This is a genomic window from Crossiella sp. NPDC003009, from assembly GCF_053591555.1.
This window is the reverse complement of the sequence record NZ_JBSFUA010000001.1, coordinates 254,939-272,432: the sequence shown is the minus strand read 5'-3', so window position 1 is coordinate 272,432 and position 17,494 is coordinate 254,939. Positions and strand designations below refer to the sequence as shown.

At 72.4% G+C, this 17,494-nt stretch carries 14 protein-coding genes; 7 read left to right on the top strand and 7 right to left on the bottom strand.

Going from position 1 to position 17,494, the window contains the following annotated elements; translation table 11 throughout:
* Positions 1 to 23: 23 nt before the first annotated feature.
* Genes ACWDY5_RS01340 through ACWDY5_RS01330 form a run of 3 tightly spaced genes read right to left on the bottom strand, consistent with a single transcriptional unit; the run spans position 24 to position 3,032 of the window.
* Entirely contained in the window at positions 24 to 866 is an 843-nt protein-coding gene (locus ACWDY5_RS01340) for a carbohydrate ABC transporter permease (RefSeq protein ID WP_449720380.1), read from the bottom strand.
* Positions 863 to 1,708 carry a carbohydrate ABC transporter permease gene (locus ACWDY5_RS01335; RefSeq protein ID WP_449720379.1) on the bottom strand — a complete coding sequence of 282 codons (846 nt, stop codon included), beginning with the start codon at positions 1,706 to 1,708 and terminating at the stop codon, positions 863 to 865. The genes ACWDY5_RS01340 and ACWDY5_RS01335 overlap by 4 nt, the downstream gene beginning before the upstream one ends.
* A 1-nt stretch (position 1,709) precedes the next feature.
* Positions 1,710 to 3,032, bottom strand: coding sequence for an ABC transporter substrate-binding protein (locus ACWDY5_RS01330; RefSeq protein ID WP_449720378.1), 1,323 nt, complete (start codon positions 3,030 to 3,032; stop codon positions 1,710 to 1,712).
* Between the two features lie 70 nt (positions 3,033 to 3,102).
* Here ACWDY5_RS01330 and ACWDY5_RS01325 point away from each other — a divergent pair, with 70 nt between their 5' ends.
* Complete coding sequence (locus ACWDY5_RS01325) at positions 3,103 to 4,272, top strand: ROK family protein (RefSeq protein WP_449720377.1); 1,170 nt, start codon at positions 3,103 to 3,105, stop codon at positions 4,270 to 4,272.
* On the opposite strand, the gene ACWDY5_RS01320 is transcribed toward ACWDY5_RS01325, so the two are convergent.
* Positions 4,269 to 5,432, bottom strand: coding sequence for an AI-2E family transporter (locus ACWDY5_RS01320; protein WP_449720376.1), 1,164 nt, complete (start codon positions 5,430 to 5,432; stop codon positions 4,269 to 4,271). The two genes, ACWDY5_RS01325 and ACWDY5_RS01320, sit on opposite strands and share 4 nt — an antisense overlap.
* Before the next feature lie 190 nt (positions 5,433 to 5,622).
* On the opposite strand from ACWDY5_RS01320, the gene ACWDY5_RS01315 reads away from it, so the two are divergent.
* Positions 5,623 to 7,365, top strand: a complete 1,743-nt coding sequence (locus tag ACWDY5_RS01315; protein WP_449720375.1) for a hypothetical protein — start codon at positions 5,623 to 5,625, stop codon at positions 7,363 to 7,365.
* Positions 7,366 to 7,407: 42 nt separating this feature from the next.
* Positions 7,408 to 7,956 (top strand): GNAT family N-acetyltransferase, encoded by a 549-nt coding sequence (locus ACWDY5_RS01310; RefSeq protein WP_449720374.1) that lies wholly within the window; start codon positions 7,408 to 7,410, stop codon positions 7,954 to 7,956.
* Here ACWDY5_RS01310 and ACWDY5_RS01305 read toward each other — a convergent pair.
* Complete coding sequence (locus ACWDY5_RS01305; protein ID WP_449720373.1) at positions 7,953 to 8,444, bottom strand: metallophosphoesterase family protein; 492 nt, start codon at positions 8,442 to 8,444, stop codon at positions 7,953 to 7,955. The genes ACWDY5_RS01310 and ACWDY5_RS01305 overlap by 4 nt on opposite strands.
* 9 nt (positions 8,445 to 8,453) lie before the next feature.
* The gene (locus tag ACWDY5_RS01300; protein ID WP_449720372.1) at positions 8,454 to 9,404 is read right to left on the bottom strand and encodes a hypothetical protein; all 951 of its coding nucleotides are present in this window, start codon (positions 9,402 to 9,404) and stop codon (positions 8,454 to 8,456) included.
* A gap of 153 nt (positions 9,405 to 9,557) precedes the next feature.
* On the opposite strand from ACWDY5_RS01300, the gene ACWDY5_RS01295 reads away from it, so the two are divergent.
* The 4 genes from ACWDY5_RS01295 (at position 9,558) to ACWDY5_RS01280 (ending at position 16,854) form a co-directional block, all read left to right on the top strand.
* On the top strand, positions 9,558 to 10,547 hold the full coding sequence (locus tag ACWDY5_RS01295) for a LysR family transcriptional regulator (RefSeq protein ID WP_449720371.1): 990 nt from the start codon (positions 9,558 to 9,560) through the stop codon (positions 10,545 to 10,547).
* On the top strand, positions 10,544 to 13,288 hold the full coding sequence (locus tag ACWDY5_RS01290) for an AAA family ATPase (protein WP_449720370.1): 2,745 nt from the start codon (positions 10,544 to 10,546) through the stop codon (positions 13,286 to 13,288). Before ACWDY5_RS01295 ends, ACWDY5_RS01290 begins: the two co-directional genes overlap by 4 nt.
* Before the next feature lie 75 nt (positions 13,289 to 13,363).
* Positions 13,364 to 14,764 (top strand): glycoside hydrolase family 18 protein, encoded by a 1,401-nt coding sequence (locus ACWDY5_RS01285; protein WP_449720369.1) that lies wholly within the window; start codon positions 13,364 to 13,366, stop codon positions 14,762 to 14,764.
* Entirely contained in the window at positions 14,761 to 16,854 is a 2,094-nt protein-coding gene (locus tag ACWDY5_RS01280; protein WP_449720368.1) for a chitinase C-terminal domain-containing protein, read from the top strand. Before ACWDY5_RS01285 ends, ACWDY5_RS01280 begins: the two co-directional genes overlap by 4 nt.
* A gap of 48 nt (positions 16,855 to 16,902) precedes the next feature.
* On the opposite strand, the gene ACWDY5_RS01275 is transcribed toward ACWDY5_RS01280, so the two are convergent.
* Entirely contained in the window at positions 16,903 to 17,487 is a 585-nt protein-coding gene (locus ACWDY5_RS01275) for a TIGR03086 family metal-binding protein (RefSeq protein WP_449720367.1), read from the bottom strand.
* Positions 17,488 to 17,494 lie beyond the last annotated feature (7 nt).

The following is a 17,494-nucleotide window of genomic DNA, read 5'->3' as shown; positions in this document are numbered from 1 at the left end:
CTCGTCTCGGCGGGTCGGGCGGCTCAGCGCAGGGTGGTGCCCCACATGTTCAGCAGGTAGCGGCGCATCAGGAAGATGAACAGCAGCGCGGGCAGCACCAGCACAAAACCGCCTGCGAAGCGGTAGGCGTTGGGCGAGTCGGCCAGCGAGGCCAGCACCTGCGCGGGCAGCGTCCGGTGGCCCAGGGTCAGCACGGCCGCGCCGAGCACCTCGTTCCAGGACAGCACGAAGGTGAACACCGAGGAGGCGGCCAGCCCGGGCAGCGCCATCGGCAGCACCACCCGCCGCATAGCCTGCAACGGGGTGCAGCCGAAGACCAGCGCGGCCTCCTCCACATCCCGTGGCACACCGACGAAGATGCTGGCGGTGATCAGGATGGTGGTGGGCAACGCGAGCGCGGTGTGCACCAGGGTCACCGCGAACACCGTGTCGTCCACGCCTGCCCGCAGGAACATGGTGGCCAGCGGCACCGACAGCACCACGATCGGCAGCGCCCGCACCAGCAGGATCAGCACCTGGTAGGCATCCCGGCCGCGGAAGTCGAAGCGGGAGAGGGCATAGCCGGCCGGTGCGCCCAGCAGCAGCGCGAGCAGCACCGTGTACACCCCGGCCAGCACCGAGTTGCCGAAGGCCGGGACCACCCCGGTGCCGCCGATGAAGCCGAGCACGCTCTCGGTGTCGAACTCGCTGGGCAGCAACGGTTTCGGGAACTCGGTGAGCGCCGAGCGCGAGGACAGCGCGGACAGTCCGATGAGGACGATCGGCAGCAGCAGGAACGCCGAGACGCCGATGCAGGCCAGCTGCACCAGGATCCGCCGCTGCCGCCGCCTGCGCAGCGGGGCCAGGTCGATCGGTAGCCGGTTCACCTGGCGCCTCCCCCGGCCGGCTGGCGCAGGGCGCGCAGGTACAGGACCGCGGTGCCCAGCGACAGCGCGAGCACGACCAGGGCGACCGCGCTGGCCACCGATGGGTTCTGCAGTGTGACGTGCCATTGGTAGGTCTCCCCCACCAGCAGCGGGAAGTCGCGCCCGGTCAGCGCCTGGGCGACCGCGAAGGCTTGCAGGGCGAGAATTGTGCGCAGGATCAGCGCCACCTGGAGGCTGGGCCGCAGCAGTGGCAGCGTGACGTGCCAGAGCCGTTGCCAGGCGGTGGCGCCGAAGACCTGGGCGGCCTCGTCGTAGTCCGGCGGCAGCATCTGCGCCCCGGCCACCACGATCACGAACACCATCGAGGTGGCCCGCCAGACCTCCGCGACCACCACCGCGAACAGCATGGTGCCCGGACTGTCGTAGCTGAGCCAGGCGATGCCGTGCTCGGACAGGCCGAGGGTGATCAGCAGCGAGTTGAGGTAGCCGCGGTCGGCGAAGACGGTGAGCCACACCAGTCCGGCGGCCAGGTCGGAGATGGCCAGCGGGATGGCCCACAGGTAGAAGTGCACCCCGGCGAAGCGCGGTTTGGCCTGGATCAGCAAGGTCATGCCGACCGCGAGCACCAGCTGGATCGGCACCACGATCACGATGAGCAGCACCGTGTTGCGCAGCGCCTGCCCGAAGTACGGGTCGGTGAACAGCCGTTGCCAATGGGCCAGGGTGAACCCGCTGCCGTCCTGGAAGGCGGCCAGCACCCCCTGCACCAGCGGCCAGCCGAACAACAGCGCCAGCAGCACGGTGGAGGGGGCCAGCAGCAGCCACGGCGTCCGCCCGGTCATCTCAGCCCACCTCGCACACGCCGTCGCCGCGCGGATCCGGCGCCCAGCACGGCACCTTGGCCTCGGCCAGCACCTTGGCCAGCACACTGGTCTGTCTGTCCACAGTGGACCTGATGTCGGCGCCACCGAGCACGATGGACTGGAAGCAGTCCCGGAACGCCTTGCCCAGCTCCCCTTCGCGGCTGCCCAGCCCGACCGGTGGCAGGGACAGCAGCGCGCCGGGCAGCTGCCGCTGCTTGGCCACCGCGGCGGCCTCCAGCCGGATCGCCGGCGGCAGGTCCTCCGGGATCGGGGTGCGCACGGTGGGGAAGAAGGCGTTGGCGCGCAACAGTTCGATCTGGGCCTGCGCCTTGCTCAGGGTGGCGATCAACCGGCGCGCCTGGTCCTGGTGCGGCGCGCCCCTGGGGATGGCCAGGCCGGTGAGCACGGCCATGTAGCCGCGGCCCTTGGGCCCGCGCGGGGCGGGCAGCATCCGCCAGCGGTCCGGTTCGCGCTTGGGCACGTTGACCAGCCGGGCCACGTGGTCCCAGGCGAAGCGCACCTCACCGGCCTCCAGCGGGTCCTGCATGAAGTCGTAGTTGGTGCTGGCCGGGGCGCAGTTGCGCCAGAGCTCGCGCAGGTACTCCCAGGCGGTGATGGCCTCCGGGGAGTTGAAGGTGGTGATCTGCCCGCCGGTGAAGGAGGGCAGCAGGTAACCCTGGAGGAACCGGTGCAGCAGGCCCTTGGGACCGCCGGGCAGGCCGAGCATCGGCCGGTTTCCGTTGGCGCGGCGGGCGTTCACCGCCCAGTCCAGGAACTGCTCGTAGCTCAGGTCCTCGGGATCGGCGCCGGAGGGCAGGTGGGCCAACGCGTCCACGTGCGCGGCGAGCAGGTAGCTGGCCTGCGCCCATGGCACGTACCAGGTGCGGTCGGTGCCCGCCTTGGCCAGTTCCAGGTACTCCGGCGGCCAGCCGAGCGCGCTGAAGTCGGCCACCAGGTCGGTGAGGTCGGTCAGGCAGTCCGGGGCGAGCGGGGCCAGGTCGCCGTGCAGGCCGCCGAGCAGCGCGACCCGCACGTTGCCCGCCTCGACCTGGCTGCGCACCTGAGTGGTGAACTGCCCGGGGTCGCTGGTGACGTAACCGACCTCGGCGTCGAAGCTGCGGCGCAGCAGCGCGCGGAACCGCTCCGCCTCCTCCACCGGGGTGAACTGGGTGGACAGGAAGGTCAGGCCCGAGGTGCCGGAGGTGGCGAAGCCGACGCAGCCGCCCAGCAGCGGTGCGGCCGCCGCCCCCGCGCCCGCGGCCAGCGCGCCGCGCAGCAGCGATCGGCGGGAGAACCCGGCCACAGCCACCTCCTCGTTGCGAGACTTCCGTCTAGTCGCTAGACATAAGTACGGGTGGCTCAAGATAGGGGGCGTGCAGGTGGACGTCAACGCCACATCAAGACCGTTGTCCCCCGGCTGGATCCTGGCGGTGTTGCGCAGGGACGGCCCGATGACCCGGCAGGAGCTCCAGGCCAGGGTCGGGCTCTCCCGCGCCACCATGGTGGAACGCCTGGACGCGCTGAGCAGCCTGAAGCTGCTGCGCACGGCGGGCCGCCAGGCCTCCAGCGGCGGCAGGCCCGCCGAGCTGCTGGCCGCCGACGAGGCCGGGCGCTGTGCCCTGGTCGCCGACATCGGGGTCAGCCACCTGGCGGTCGCGGTCGCCGACCTGACCGCCACCGTGCTGGCGGTGCGCCGGGAGAAGGTGCCCGCCCGGCAGGAACCGGCGGCGGTGCTGGAGCGGGTGCTGGCCATCGGCGCGGAGCTGCTCGCCGAGACCGGCCGCATGGAGGACTTCTGCGTGCTGGCCGCGGGCATCCCCGGCCAGGTGGACCCGACCTCGGGCGCGAACACCGCGCCGCCGAGCATGCCGGGCTGGTCCGGCACCGCGGTGCACGACGCCATCGCGGCCAGGGTGCGGGTGCCGGTGGTGGTGGAGAACGACGCGAACGCGCTGGCCTTCGGCGAGCACCTGGCCGACGGCGCCCCGGCCACCACCATGCTCGGGGTGAAGGTCGGCACCGGCATCGGCAGCGGCGTGGTGATCAACGGCCGCCCGTACCGGGGCGTCACCGGCAGCGTCGGCGAGATCGGCCACATCAAGCTCGCCGGTCACGAGGAGCGCTGCGCCTGCGGCCGCACCGGCTGCCTGGCCGCGGTGGCCAGCGGCCGCGCCCTGCTCCGCCTGCTCCGCCCCAGCGGCGTGCGCACCCTCGCTGACGTGGTGCGCCAGGTGGCACAGGGCCGTCAGGAGGCGGTCACCGCGGTGACCGAGGCGGGACGGCAGCTCGGCGGCGTGCTGGCCACGGTGGTCAGCATCGTCAACCCGCAGCACCTCCGCCTCGGCGGCCCGATCGGCGCGCTGCCGCGGTTCGCCGACGCGGTCCGCACGGCCGTGCTGGACCAGGCGCACCCGGTGGCGCTGCTGGGGCTGCGCGAGATCACCCCGGCCCGCCTGGGCGAGAAGGCTCCGTTGATCGGGCTGGCCGGGCTGGCCGCGGACGCGGTGTTCGATCCATCCACTGTGGACGCTCAGCTGGCCTAGGTCCGATCCAGTCTGGGATACACGACCTCCTGGGTGATCAGCAGCAGCGCGGCGGCCACCGGGATGGCCACCAGTGCGCCGACCACGCCGAGCAGTGCCCCGCCCAGCACCACCGCCACCACCGTGACCAGGGCGGGCACCCGCACCGTGCGTCCGATGATCTTCGGGATCAGCAGGTAGTCCTCGACCAACCGGTAGGCGATGACAAAACCGACGGTGGCCAGGCCCACCGGTACCGAGACCGTCAGCGCGACCAGGCTGATCAACACCCCGCCCGCGATCGAGCCGACCACCGGGATCAGGTCCAGCAGCGCCACGGTGAGCGCCAGCAGCAGGGCGTAGGGCACGTTGAAGACCAGCAGCCAGATGAGGGTGAGCACCCCGCAGACGAGGGAGACCAGCAGGTTGCCCAGCACGTAGCCGCCGACCTTGACGCAGATCTGGTCGCTGATCAGGATCGTCCTCGGCCGCCGCGAGTGCGGGACGAACCGGTACAGCCCGGCGCGCACCCTCGGCAGCTCAACGGTGAAGTAGACGGTCAGCACGAGCAGGATCACCAGGTCGGTCAGGGTGCTGAACACCGCCAGCCCGGCCTGCACCAGGCCGGCGCTGCCGCTGAGCACCTGTTCCAGCACCTGCCGCAGCTCGACCCGTTCGTTGAGCCGGGCCAGCCAGGAGTGCTCCGCCACCGCCTGGCGCAGGTACGCGGGCGCCCGCTCGGCGAACTGGACACCCTGCTCCACCAGCACCGGGATGGCCACCGCCAGGAAGCCGCCGACCACCCCGAACCCGGCCAGGAACACCGCGGTGACCGCCAGCCAGCGCGGGAAGCGCCGGTTCACCAGCCAGGAGACCAGCGGCTCGATCCCGATGGCCAGGAACAGCGCGAGGCCGATGACGATCAGCACCCCGCGCAGGTCGGCCAGCACCAGCACCAGCCCGTAGGTGACCGCGACCCCGGCGGCCGCGGCCAGCCCGATCAGGAACGGCGAGCGCCGGTCGAAGCGCGGACCGAGGGCGCCCAGTGGCGCGCCGGGTTCGCTGATCCGCGCCGCCTCGGCCTCCGCATGCGCCAGCGGACCCTCCCGCTGCTCGTCGTGCGGCTGGCCGACCAGGTCGTGGTGGCCGTCGGCGGCGGCCGAATCCGAGGTCGAGGACATGGCGGTCGGTCCCCTCTCCAAAGCAGCACCGGCCGGTACCGCTGCTGGGCTGGAGATATCCGGCTCGCCTACAGCCGAAACGTCAACCAGCCGAAAGGTGGGAAAGGGGGCCGTGTCAGATCACCTTGCCCGCGTGCTCGCGCACTCCCTACCGTGAATCTGGTCACCATCATTTTCCATTGGAGGCGGCATGAAGCGCAGCACGCACCGGTGGTCGGCGCTGGCCGCCACCACCGCGATCACCGGCACCCTGCTCAGCCCGGTCGCCCTGGCCGCACCGGGCTCGACGAGCCGGGTGGAGCGCCGGGTGGAGACCGCACTGCCGGACGAGGTCGGCGACGGTGTGCTGGTCAGCCGGGTGGACCTGCGCTCGCCGCTGCCCTCGGCGGCCGGCCCCCGGCCGGAGGCGTGTGAGTGGATCAGCTACCTGCGCTACCGACCGGCCGGTGGGCCTGCCGATCCGCAGCGGGCCGACTCGGTCTTCGTCGAGCAGCCGGGTTCCTTCGGCAGCGCGGACAACAGCGACAGCCTGGCCCGCAACACCGTCCGCTCGGCGCTGGGCAAGGGGCAGCGGGTGGAGTTCTGGGCGCAGGCCCGCAGGCCCAACTGCCTCACCGACAACACCGGGCTGCGCGCCGGGTGGGCCGCGCGGGACTGGCGGGGGGCCTTCGACTACTACTACCAGGGCAAGGTCATCGGCGGCCGCAAGTTCGAGGGCTTCAAGAAGGACAGCGAACTCGGCTTCCTGGCCGAGATCGGGGTCGAGCAGACCGTGCGCGACCAGTACGACCTGATGCTGCACGAGCTGCCCGACCCGGAGTTCCGGCGCACCAGGACGGTCTGCGGCGGCGCGTCCATGGCCGGGCTGATGACCGGTTTCTTCGCCGCCTGGGACTTCGACGGCGACCCGGCCACCACCGCCGACGCCGGGCACCGGCAGTGCGGCGCGTTCTTCGGCCTGGACACCCTGGTCACCAGTGATCCCGTTGGGCTGCAGACGAATCCGCTGCTGAAGTGGGCGGCCAACCTGGTGGTCGGCAAGACCCACGACGTGGCGGTCCAGCTGCTGCGGTCCGGGGTGCTGCCGCGGTCGCTGGTGAGCGTGCCGGGGGTGAACGCCGAGCTGTTCAACGCCCTCGGCATCGTGGGCATCGGCGCGCACTTCGAGCCCGGCGCGGAAACCGACCTGCACCGCAGGCTGCCGGCCAACCCGGTCACCGACACCGCGCTGCGCCTGCTGTTCGCCCGCAGCTACTTCGACTTCCTCAGCGGCGCCAACGACATCCGCGAGTTCCGCTTCACCAACGCCGCCCTGCTGGGCACCCTCATGGACAACAACACCGCCAACCTCGGCATCCTGCAGGTCGGCATGGGGGCCTACACCGGCGGCCCGGTCGCCCCCAAGACCTTCCCGCTGCCCGGCCAGGTCAGCGGCCTGCCCCTGGTCGGCGACTGGCTGGCCACGGTCACCGGCCCGAACCCCAGGGTGGGCCCCACCGACAAGAAGGCCCTCTACGGCTGGCGCAACCACGACAACGTCCAGGGCGTGGACTACACCTCACCGGGGCACGAGGTGAGCAGCCTGCCTGACCTTGCCCGCCAGTTCGGCAACCCCGGCATCAACTCCTGGGAGTACTACCACTCGGTGCGCACCCTGGTGGACTTCGGCCTGGCCCTGGCCGGTTCCCGGGACGGCGAGCTGGTCAACCTCCGGCACGCCGCGGCCGCCAAGGCCAAGCCGACGCTGATCATCGGCGCCACCGACTCGGCGATCGGCGCCCCGCTGAAGCTGTTCTTCCCCAAGGGCACCACCCTCGCGCCCGGCTACACCCACATCGACACCCTGACCGCCGCCTACCGCCAGAACACCGGCAGGCCAGAGCACATCTCCGACCTGCTCAGCACCTTCGCCGCCACCCAGGCGCGCGGCTAAATCCGGTGGACACCCGCACCCGGGCCGCCCAGGATGGCCCGGGTGCGGATCTTCCTGGAAACCGACCGGCTGCTGCTGCGCCGGTTCACCGAGTCCGATGTGGACAACCTGGTGCAGCTGGACAGCGATCCCGAGGTGATGCGCTTCCTCACCGGCGAGCCGACTCCGCGCGCGGTGATCGAGCACGAGGTGCTGCCCAAGCTGCTCTCCCACTACGAGCTCGGCCCCGCCGGGACCTGGGCCACCATCGAGCGCGCCACCGGCGAGTTCATCGGCTGGCTGGCCTTGGAACCGCCAGCCGACGGCAGCGCCACCGAGGTGGAGCTCGGCTACCGGTTCCAGGCCCGGTTCTGGGGCAAGGGCTATGCCACCGAGGGGGCGCGGGCGTTGGTGCGCAAGGGTTTCACCGACCTGGGCGTGCAGCGGGTGTGGGCGCAGACGATGGCGGTTAACACCGCCTCCCGCCGGGTGATGGAGCGCGCCGGGCTCAAGCACGTGCGGACCTTCTTCCCGCACTTCGACGATCCGCTGCCGGGCACCGAGCAGGGCGAGGTCGAGTACGAGCTGCTGCGCGCGGACTGGGCTGGCTAGGTCACCGGGATGATCCGGGCTTCGGCCAGTTCGCCGCGCTCGATCCGCAACAGGCCCATGGTGCCCTGCGGCTGACGGCGGCGGTCGGTGGGCGAGCCCGGGTTGAAGATCCGCACGCCGTCGCCGGTGACGTCCATCGGGATGTGCGAATGCCCGAAGACGACCAGGTCCGCATCGGGGAACAGGCGGCGCATCCGCGCGGTGCGGCCCTTGGCCTGGCCGCTGTCGTGGATCATCGCCACCCGCAGGCCGTCCAGGTCCAGCTCCAGGGTCTCCGGCGCGCCCCAGGCGGCGACATCCGGGCCGTCGTTGTTGCCCAGCACCGCGTGCACCGGGGCGAAGGCGGACAGCTCGTCGAGCACCTCGGCGGTGCACACGTCACCGGCGTGCAGGATCAGCTCCGCCGCGCGCAGGTGTTCGGCGACCGCGGGCGGGCAGCCCTTCCAGCGGCGCGGGGCATGGGTGTCGGCGAGGACGGCGACGAGCACCGGGACAGCTTATCCGGCAAACGACCTGGCGAACTGCCGCAGCCGGTCCAGCGGTGAGGGCTGGTGCCGCCGGTCGGGCGGCAGGATGTCCAGCAGCTCCGCGTCGGTGGCCGGGCGGGCAGCGAGAGCGGCCTCGCGCAGCAGTTTCCGGTCCACGCCAAGGCTGCCGAGCACCCGCACCGCCAGCCGCTCCCGCTGGTGAACGTAGCCGTGCTGGCCCGCGGTGCGCTGGTAGCGCAGGCCGGGGGCGTCCTCGGCGCACTCCAGGCTGGCCGCGCACGCCTCGGTGGCTGTTCCCGGCGGCACCGCGGTGACCTCGACGTCCTTGGCACCGCGCGGTTCGCCGGGTGGGGCCAGACGCCAGCCGGCCGAATCGCGCCTGATGCGGTAGCCGGGCAGTTCGGTGGCGAACAACTGGGTGCGGTCGACGCTGGTGGCGGCGAGCCTGCGGCTGACCTCGGCCGGGTCCGGTGGCAGCGCGGCCAGCCCGGCGAGCAGCCAGCCGCCCAGTGCCACGGTGACCGCCAGCGAGCCCACGGCCAGGTACCACCCGCGCAGCAACAGCCCGGCCACCAACACGAACGGCACCGCGCCCGCGAGCAGCCCCAACGGCGGGCGGCTGACCGCCAGCCCCAGCTCGTTGGTCACCGCCCAGCCCAGCCACCACCCGAGCCCGCCGAACCCGCCCACCAGGACCGCCCAGCAGCACCGGCCGACCCGGCTGCCGCCGAGCCAGGACTCCCCTGGCGCCAGCGCGGCCGCGCCGTACAGGATCGCGAACCCGGCCAGCGCCGCCGCCACGGTCATCCCCAACGCGGGCAGGCCGCCGCCGAAGAGTGCCCCGAGGACCGAGATGAGGCCGAACGGCATGATCACCGTGCCGAAGAACCCGGCGGTGGCCAGCTGCCCGAGCACCCTGGACAGAGGTCGCCGGGGTGCCGGCTCGATGATCTCGGACACGCGGAGACATTCGCACAGCGGACGGCAGCCGGGACATCCGCATATCTACTCAGCGGGCTCAAGTCTGCCGCGAGCAAGGGTTTTCCCTCGTTACCCCGCCCACTCCCCCGTCGTTAGCCTGGGCGGAAGCGGAAAACGGGGTCAGGAGGAGCGATGGACCTGGGGCCTCAACACCTCCGGATGATCGACGCCATCGCCTCGGCCCGGAGCATCAGCAAGGCCGCCATCCAGCTCGACCTGACCCAGCCCGCGGTGAGCACCATGCTGCGCCGGGTGGAAAGCCACCTCGGCACCCAGCTGTTCGTGCGCACCCCCGGCGGCGTCACGCTCACCCCAGTCGGCGCGGAGGTGGCCACCAGGGCCAGGGCGATCCTGGCCGGGCTCGACGACCTGGACCTGGTGCTGGCTCCCCCGCGCGAGCGGCCGGACTCGCCGGTGCTGCGGATCGGCTTGCAGGCCTGCCCGCTGACCGGGCGGGTGGCCGGGCGGCTGGGGTCGGTGCTGCCCTTCGCCAGGGTGCTGCTGCGGGTGGATCCCGGCTGCGGCACGCTCACCGCGCTGCTGGACTCCGGTGCGCTGGACCTCGCGCTGTACCTGGAGCCTGACCTGCCCCCGGTCGCGTCGCGGGCGACCGGGGTCCGGCAGGTGCTCATCGAGTGCGAACCGGTCTACATCGGGGTGGCCGCGGACGGTCCGCTGGCCGCGCGCGCCGAGCTGGAGCTGGCCGAGCTGGCCGGGCACGAATGGGTGGACGACCCGTCGGACAGCGGACCGTGGCCTGCCTACTTCCGGCAGCGGTGCGCCGAGGCCGGGTTCACGCCGAGGGTCACGTACTGGTGCGGCAACTGGGAGATGTCGGCGGCGCTGGTGGCGGCCGGTCGCGCGCTGGGCTGTTTCTTCCCGGTGGACCAACCGAGGGAGGGGGTGGTGCTCAAGCCGGTTCGGGGCACGCCGCTCGCGCAGCGGGTGGTGCTGGCCAGCGATCACGCGCACCTGGCCGCGGCCCGGCGACTTCGCGCCGAGCTGGGTCGCGCCTACCTGGAACTGGTGGCGGCCAGTCCGGGGTACGCGCGCTGGTGGGACCAGCACCCGCAGGCGCACCCCGCCCTCCCTCCGGTCGGCACGTGCCGGAAAGCGGGGTGAGCGGAGCGGAGCCACTGCCGGAGGTCCTGGCGGCGCTGCACCGGCACGGCCGGGTCGCGCTGTTCGGACCGGCGGGCTCCGGCAAGACCGAGGTGGCCCACGGGGTGGCCGCCGCGGCGGCCAGGGGCGGCGCACTGGTGATGCGCTCCAGCCCCTGCGCCGAAGACCCGGCGATCGTCCACAGTGGACTGGCGGAGCTGCTCGCCTCGCTGGCTCCGCCGTCGCTGGCGATGGTCACCGGGGACCGCAGGGAGGTGCTGTCGGCGCTGGTGCGCCGCGGCCCGGCGCCCGCCAGGGGCACGGACCCCCTGGCGGTGCGCCTTGCCCTGGCCGAACTGCTGGACGCGCTCGCCGCGCGGGACGGGGTGCTGGTGGTGCTCGACGGCGTGCAGTGGCTGGACCCGGACAGCCGGGACGCCCTGCGCGGCGCGCTGCGGGCGGTGCGCTCGCCCGGTCTGCGGCTGCTCACCACCGAGCGCAGGGCCACCGCCCCGGTGGCCGGGCACGAGCTGTGCCAGGAGAGCTGGCCGGTGCCGATGCCCGCGCTGACCCCGGACGCGCTGGTGGACCTGGTCACCGGCCTCGGCCTGCCGCACCGGTGGACCGGCCAGGTGCTCGCGCACAGCGGCGGCAACCCGGCACTGGCGGTGGAGCTCACCCGCGCGCTGCTGGCCGGTGGCCGGGCCGCGCTGCCCCCGGAACCGCTGTCCCCGTCTCCCGGCGCGCGCGAGCTGATCCGGTTGTGGCTGCACGAGATCAGCGATCCGGTGCGGCGTTGCCTGGTGCTGGCCGCGCTGTGCCGGGACCCGACGGTGACCGTGCTCAACCGGGTCCGCCCCGGCCTGGCCGCCGAGGAGCTGGCCACCGCGGAGGCGGCGCGGCTGCTGCGGGTGCGGCACGAGGAGATCCGGTTCACCGCCGCGGCGATCCCGCTGGTGCTGGCCGCCGACGCCGGACCGGATGCCAGGGCGCGGGCGCACGCCCGGCTGGCCGACGCGGTGGACGATCCGGTGGCCGCGGTCTGGCACCAGGCGCACGCGCACCAGGAGCCCGACCGGGCGCTGGCGCGGCGGTTGCGCGCGGCCGCCGAGGAGTCCAGAACCCGTGGCGCGCATGCCTTCGCGGCCGAGCTGGGCCTGCTCGCCGCCCGCCGGCTGCCGCCCGGCGAGCACGCCGAACTGGTGGCCTGCCTGCTCGCGGCGGCCATCGACGCGGGCGCGGCCGGCCGGTCCGACCTGGCCAGGGAGGCCGCGCACCGGGTGCTGCCGCACGCGCACCGGCCCGCCGACCGGGTGCGGGTGCGGCTGGCCCTGCTGGACGCGGCCTGCCAGCGGTTGCGCGGCACCGAGGAGGTGCTGGCCAAGGCCCGGGAGGAGGCAGGCGACGATCCGGAGCTGCTGGCCGAGGTGCACCTGCGCACGGCGATCAAGGCGCACATCGCCGACGGCGACACCCGCCGCGCCGCCGAGGAGGCCGGGCTGGCCGCCGCGCTGGCCACCGGCCGCGGCCCGGCGCGCACCCTGGAGCTCGCCCTGCTGATGCGGGCCAGGATGCAGCGCGGGCTTGGCGACCCGGCCGCCGAACGGACATTGGCCAGGGCGCTGGAGTGCGCGCCCGCGGTGTCCGCGCGGTTCCTGGCCGCCCGGCACGCCTTCTTCGACGACCGCCTGGACGCGGCGCGGGAGGAACTCCTGGCACTGCTGCAACATCCGGTAGCCCACTCCGGGGCGACCACCCAGCTGGCCGAGGTGCTGCGCTGCCTGGTCGAGCTGGAGGCCCGCGCCGGGCACTGCCGGGCCGCCATCGAGCACGCGCGACGGCTCACCGGGGTGCTCAGCGAGGCGGGCGCGGCACCCGGACTGTCCTGGTACGCCATGGCCGTCGCCGAGTCCGCTGGCGGCGAGTTCGCCAGAGCAGCCCGGCTGGCCCGGCTCGGCGCGGCGGCGGCCGAGGAGGAGGGTGACGTGGTGTTCCTGCCGCGCAGCCTGCTGGTGCTCGGCACGGTCGAGCTGGCCACCGGTGAGGCCGCGCGGGCGGTGGCCGCGCTGGAGCGGGTGCGCGTGCTGGAGACCGCGCAGCAGATCGCCGACCCGTCCGTGCTGCGCTGGCACGGCGAACTGGCCGAAGCCCTGGTCGGCGCGGGCGATCCGGCCGCGGCCGCCACCCTGGTCGAACGCACCCGGCACCAGGCCCTCGCCCTGGACCGGCCGGGTGTGCTGGCCGCGCTGGACCGGGCCGAGGCCCTGGTGCGCATCGCGCGGCGCGATCTCGACGGCGCGGCCGGGCTGCTCACCAGCGCGGGTGAGCGCTTCGCCGGACTGGGCCTGCCGATCGAGCACGGCCGCACTCTGCTCGCGCTGGGCAGGCTGGAACGCAGCCGCCGCCGGGGCCCGGCCGCCCGGTCGGCGGTGCGCGCGGCGCTGACCGCCTTCCAGCAACGCGGAGCCCGCCCGTGGGCCGCGCTGGCCGCCGCCGAGCTGGACCGCCTGGGCACCCCGGCCGCGGTCCGGCCCGCCGTGCGCGGGCTGACCGCGGCCGAGGCCGAGCTGGCCGCGCTGGTGGCCGAGGGGCTGGGCAACCGGGAGGCGGCCACCCGGCTGTTCCTCAGCGTCAAGACGGTCGAGGGCAGGCTCACCCGGATCTACCGCAAGGTCGGCGTCCGCTCGCGCGCCCAGCTGGTCGCCGCGCTGCGCCGGTCACCCGGAGGGCGCATTAGACCGGTGGATGGGGAAGTGACATAGCCTGCCGGGGTCTCCAGGGTTGATCGTGGGAGCCAGTAATGGTTCAGACCACTCGGCCTCCCTCTAGGAGACTGCATGCGATCCCCTGCATTCCGGCGGTTCCTGGCCGCCTCGGCCGCGGGCGGACTGGCCCTGGCCGGTCTCACCGTGCCTGCCTCAGCCGCCCCGCCCCCTGCCCCGGTGGCCGCGCCGCACGTCGTCAACTACTACCCGCAGTGGGCGGTGTACGGCCGCAACGTCTACCTCGGCCACCTCGAGAAGAACGGCTCGGCCGACGGGCTGACCGTGCTCAACTACGCCTTCGCCAACATCCACGCCACCAACCTCACCTGCTTCGAGAACACCGCCTCGGTGGGCAACCCGACCGATCCGGACTACCCGAAGGACAACGCGGGTGACGCGCACGCCAACTACCAGCGGGTGATCACCGCCGAGCAGTCGGTGGACGGCGTGGCCGACAACCCCTCGGCCAAGCTGCGCGGCAACTTCAACCAGCTCAAGAAGCTCAAGGCCAAGCACCCCGGGATGAAGGTGCTGATGTCCATCGGCGGCTGGTCCTTCTCCAAGTTCTTCGCCGACGTGGCCAAGACCGACGCCGCGCGCAAGAAGTTCGTCCGCTCCTGCATCGACCTCTACATCCGCGGCAACCTGCCGGTCCGCGACGACTGGGGCACCGGCAAACCCGCCGGTGGCACGGGCACCGGGGCCGGCATCTTCGACGGCTTCGACCTGGACTGGGAGTACCCGGGAGGCGGCGGGCTCGAGGTCAACCACGTCGACCCCAACGACAAGCAGAACTTCACCTTGCTGCTCAAGGAGTTCCGCACCCAGCTGGACGCGGTGCGCAAGGGCATGCTGCTGACCGCGTTCACCGCCTCCGACCCGGCCAAGATCGACCGCGGCCTGGAGCTGGACCAGATCTTCAACTACCTGGACTTCGCCAACCTGCAGGGCTACGACTTCCACGGCTCGTCCTGGGAACCGAACCGGACCGGCCACCAGGCCAACATCCACCAGGACCCCAAGGACCCGAACCCGCCGGCGAGCCGGTTCAGCGTCGAGCAGGCGGTCAAGATCTACCGCGACGCCGGGGTGCCGGCGAGCAAGATCCTCATCGGCATTCCCTTCTACGGCAGGGGCTGGACCGGTGTCGAGGACGGCGGGGCCAACGGCCTGTACCAGTCCGCACAGGGACCGGCGACCGGCGACTTCCCCGAGGAACCGGGGGTGCGCGGCTACCGCAACCTGAAGTCCACATTGGACCCTTCGCAGATCTTCCACGACGACACCGCGATCGCCACCTGGGGCTACGACGGCACCGACTTCTGGTCCTTCGACGACGAGACCACAATCGCCCGCAAGACCGCCTATATCAAGGAACAGGGCCTGGGCGGCGCGTTCGCCTGGAACCTGGCCGAGGACGACGGCACGCTCTCCCGCGCGATGCGCGAGGGCCTGACCGGGGGCAGGCGATGAGGGGCTGGGGCGCGCTGGCGGCCGCGCTCACCCTGCTCGCGGCCGCGGCCGTCGCACCCGTCGCCTCCGCCCAGCCCGGCACCACGGCCGAGGACTGCCGTCCTGATGGCCTGTACCAGAAACCGGGCGTCACCGTGCCCTACTGCACGGTCTACGACGCGCAGGGCCGGGAGAAGATGGGCGCGCACTCCCGGCGCGTGATCGGCTACTTCACCAGCTGGCGCACCGGCCGCAACGGCGCGCCGTCCTACCTGGCGCACAACATCCCGTGGGACAAGGTGACCCACATCAACCACGCCTTCGCCCATGTGGGCAAGGACAACCGGATCTCGGTCGGCCCGGACGGTCCGGACAACCCGCACACCGGCATGGAATGGCCGGGCGTGCCGGGCGCGGAAATGGATCCTTCGCTGCCGTACAAGGGACATTTCAACCAGCTCAGCAAGCACAAGAAGCAGCACCCCTCGGTGCGCACGATGATCTCGGTGGGCGGCTGGGCGGAGTCCGGCGGCATCCTGCGCCCGGACGGCACCCGGGACGCCACCGGCGGCTTCTACCAGCTGACCCAGACCCAGGCGGCGATCGACACCTTCGCCGACTCGGTGGTGACCTTCTTGCGCACGTACGGTTTCGACGGGGCGGACATCGACTACGAGTACGCCACCTCGGCTCCGTTCGCGGGCAACCCGGACGACTACTGGATCTCCAACGCCCGGCGCGGCGAGCTGATGAAGGGCTACGTCGCGCTGATGAAGACGTTGCGGGAAAAGCTGGACACCGCCAGCGCGGCCGACGGCAAGCACTACCTGCTCACCGCCGCGGTATCGGCATCCGGCTGGCTGCTGCGCGGCGCGGAGACCTACCAGGTGACCCAGCACCTGGACTTCGCCAACCTGATGACCTACGACCTGCACGGCTCCTGGAACCAGTACGCCGGGCCGAACGCCGCGCTCTTCGACGACGGCAAGGACGCCGAGCTCAAGTTCTGGGAGGTCTACACGACCCCGCAGTACGAGGGCATCGGACACCTCAACACCGACTGGGCCTACCACTACTTCCGCGGCGCCATGTCAGCAGGCCGGATCAACCTCGGCGTGCCCTTCTACACCAGGGGCTGGCAGGGCGTTTCCGGTGGCACCAACGGTTTGTGGGGCACCGCGCCGCTGCCGGACCAGACGAAGTGCCCACCCGGCACCGGATCCAGCGTCGGCTCGAAGGTGCCCTGCGGCAACGGCGCGGTCGGCATCGACAACCTCTGGCACGACGAGACCGCCGCCGGTGACGAGGTCCCCTCCGGCGTGAACCCCATGTGGCACGCCAAAAACCTCGAAGAGGGCATCACCCCCGACTACCTGGAGGCCTACGGACTCGACCCCAAGGACCCGAAGAACCAGCTCACCGGCACCTACGCCGGCAACTACGACGCCACCCTGGTCTCCCCGTGGCTGTGGAACGAGCAGAAGAAGGTGTTCCTGTCCACAGAGGACGAACAGTCCCTGGCGGCCAAGGCGAAGTACGTGGCGGACAAGGGCATCGGCGGCCTGATGATCTGGGAGCTGGCCGGTGACTCGGCCTGGGACGCCAAGACCGGGCAGTACCGGATGGGCCAGGACCTGATCACCACGATCAACGACGGCCTGCGCGGCGCGGCCCCCTACGGCAACACCAAGTCCGCCACTCCCCGCCCGGCCGACGTGCTGGACGTGGGCGTGGAGGTGACCGGTTTCGCCCTGGGCGACGCCAACTACCCGATCACGCCGAAGGTGCGCCTGACCAACCGGTCGACGACCACCATCCCGGCCGGGGCGAAGGTGGAGTTCGACTACGGCACCAGCGCCCCTGGCAGCATGAACGACCAGTCCGGCTTCGGCCTGACCGTGACCCGCAAGGGCCACACCGGCCCGAACATCGGCGGCTTGAAGGGCGACTTCCAGCACGCCTCGTTCACCCTGCCGGCCGGTCGGTCGATCGCACCGGGCCGCACGCTGGAGCTACAGGTGCGCTACTTCCTGCCGATCGCCACACCGGGCAACTGGCGGGTGACCTTCGGCGGCCGCACCTACGGCCTGACCGCGGACCTGGCCCGCTGACGGCTGAACCGGGGTGGCGGGCGACCTGCCTGCCACCCCGGTCACCGGCTACGGCCGACGGCCCAGGTAGGCGGCCAGCCGGGTGTAGACGTCGGCATCGCCGGGCACCGGCACGGCAGGCCCGAACGGACCCTGTCCGCTGCGCTCTTCCGGCGGCGCGAACTTCGGGAACGCTTCGAGTGCCTGCGCGGCAAGGTCGGGATCGAGTTCGGCGAGCCGACCGGTGGCGTGCGCGAGGTCCCAGGAATGGGCGGTGAACTCGTGGGTGTAGGCGTCCAGCGCGACCCGGCCGGGCAGCGTGGCCCAGGGCAGCGTGACCAACCGGTCGAGCACCGCCTCCTCGGCCCACACCCGCTCGACCGCGCCGCGGGCCTGGGCGAACGCACCGGCCCACCCGTCATCGTCGATGCCGTCGATCACGTCGGGGACCTCGTGCGCGCCGGCTCCGGTGCCCACGAGGGCGATCTTGTGCAGCACCCCGACCACATGCCCGAGCAGCGCGCGAACGTCGTAGTCGGCGCAGGGAGTGCCGTTGCCCAGCTCGTCGGGGCGTACCGCCGCGATCAGTTGCCCGGTCTGGTCCAGTGACCGGGTGAACAGCGGACGTGGATCGTGGACCGGCTGCACCGTCATGTCGAGG

Excerpts from the sequence above, each read along its gene's own strand:
- ACWDY5_RS01295 (WP_449720371.1), top strand. The coding sequence starts at position 9,558 with ATGGACCTGGGGCCTCAACACCTCCGGATGATCGACGCCATCGCCTCG.
- ACWDY5_RS01335 (WP_449720379.1), bottom strand. The coding sequence starts at position 1,708 with ATGACCGGGCGGACGCCGTGGCTGCTGCTGGCCCCCTCCACCGTGCTG.
- ACWDY5_RS01285 (WP_449720369.1), top strand. The coding sequence starts at position 13,364 with ATGCGATCCCCTGCATTCCGGCGGTTCCTGGCCGCCTCGGCCGCGGGC.
- ACWDY5_RS01320 (WP_449720376.1), bottom strand. The coding sequence starts at position 5,432 with ATGTCCTCGACCTCGGATTCGGCCGCCGCCGACGGCCACCACGACCTG.
- ACWDY5_RS01275 (WP_449720367.1), bottom strand. The coding sequence starts at position 17,487 with ATGACGGTGCAGCCGGTCCACGATCCACGTCCGCTGTTCACCCGGTCA.
- ACWDY5_RS01315 (WP_449720375.1), top strand. The coding sequence starts at position 5,623 with ATGAAGCGCAGCACGCACCGGTGGTCGGCGCTGGCCGCCACCACCGCG.
- ACWDY5_RS01280 (WP_449720368.1), top strand. The coding sequence starts at position 14,761 with ATGAGGGGCTGGGGCGCGCTGGCGGCCGCGCTCACCCTGCTCGCGGCC.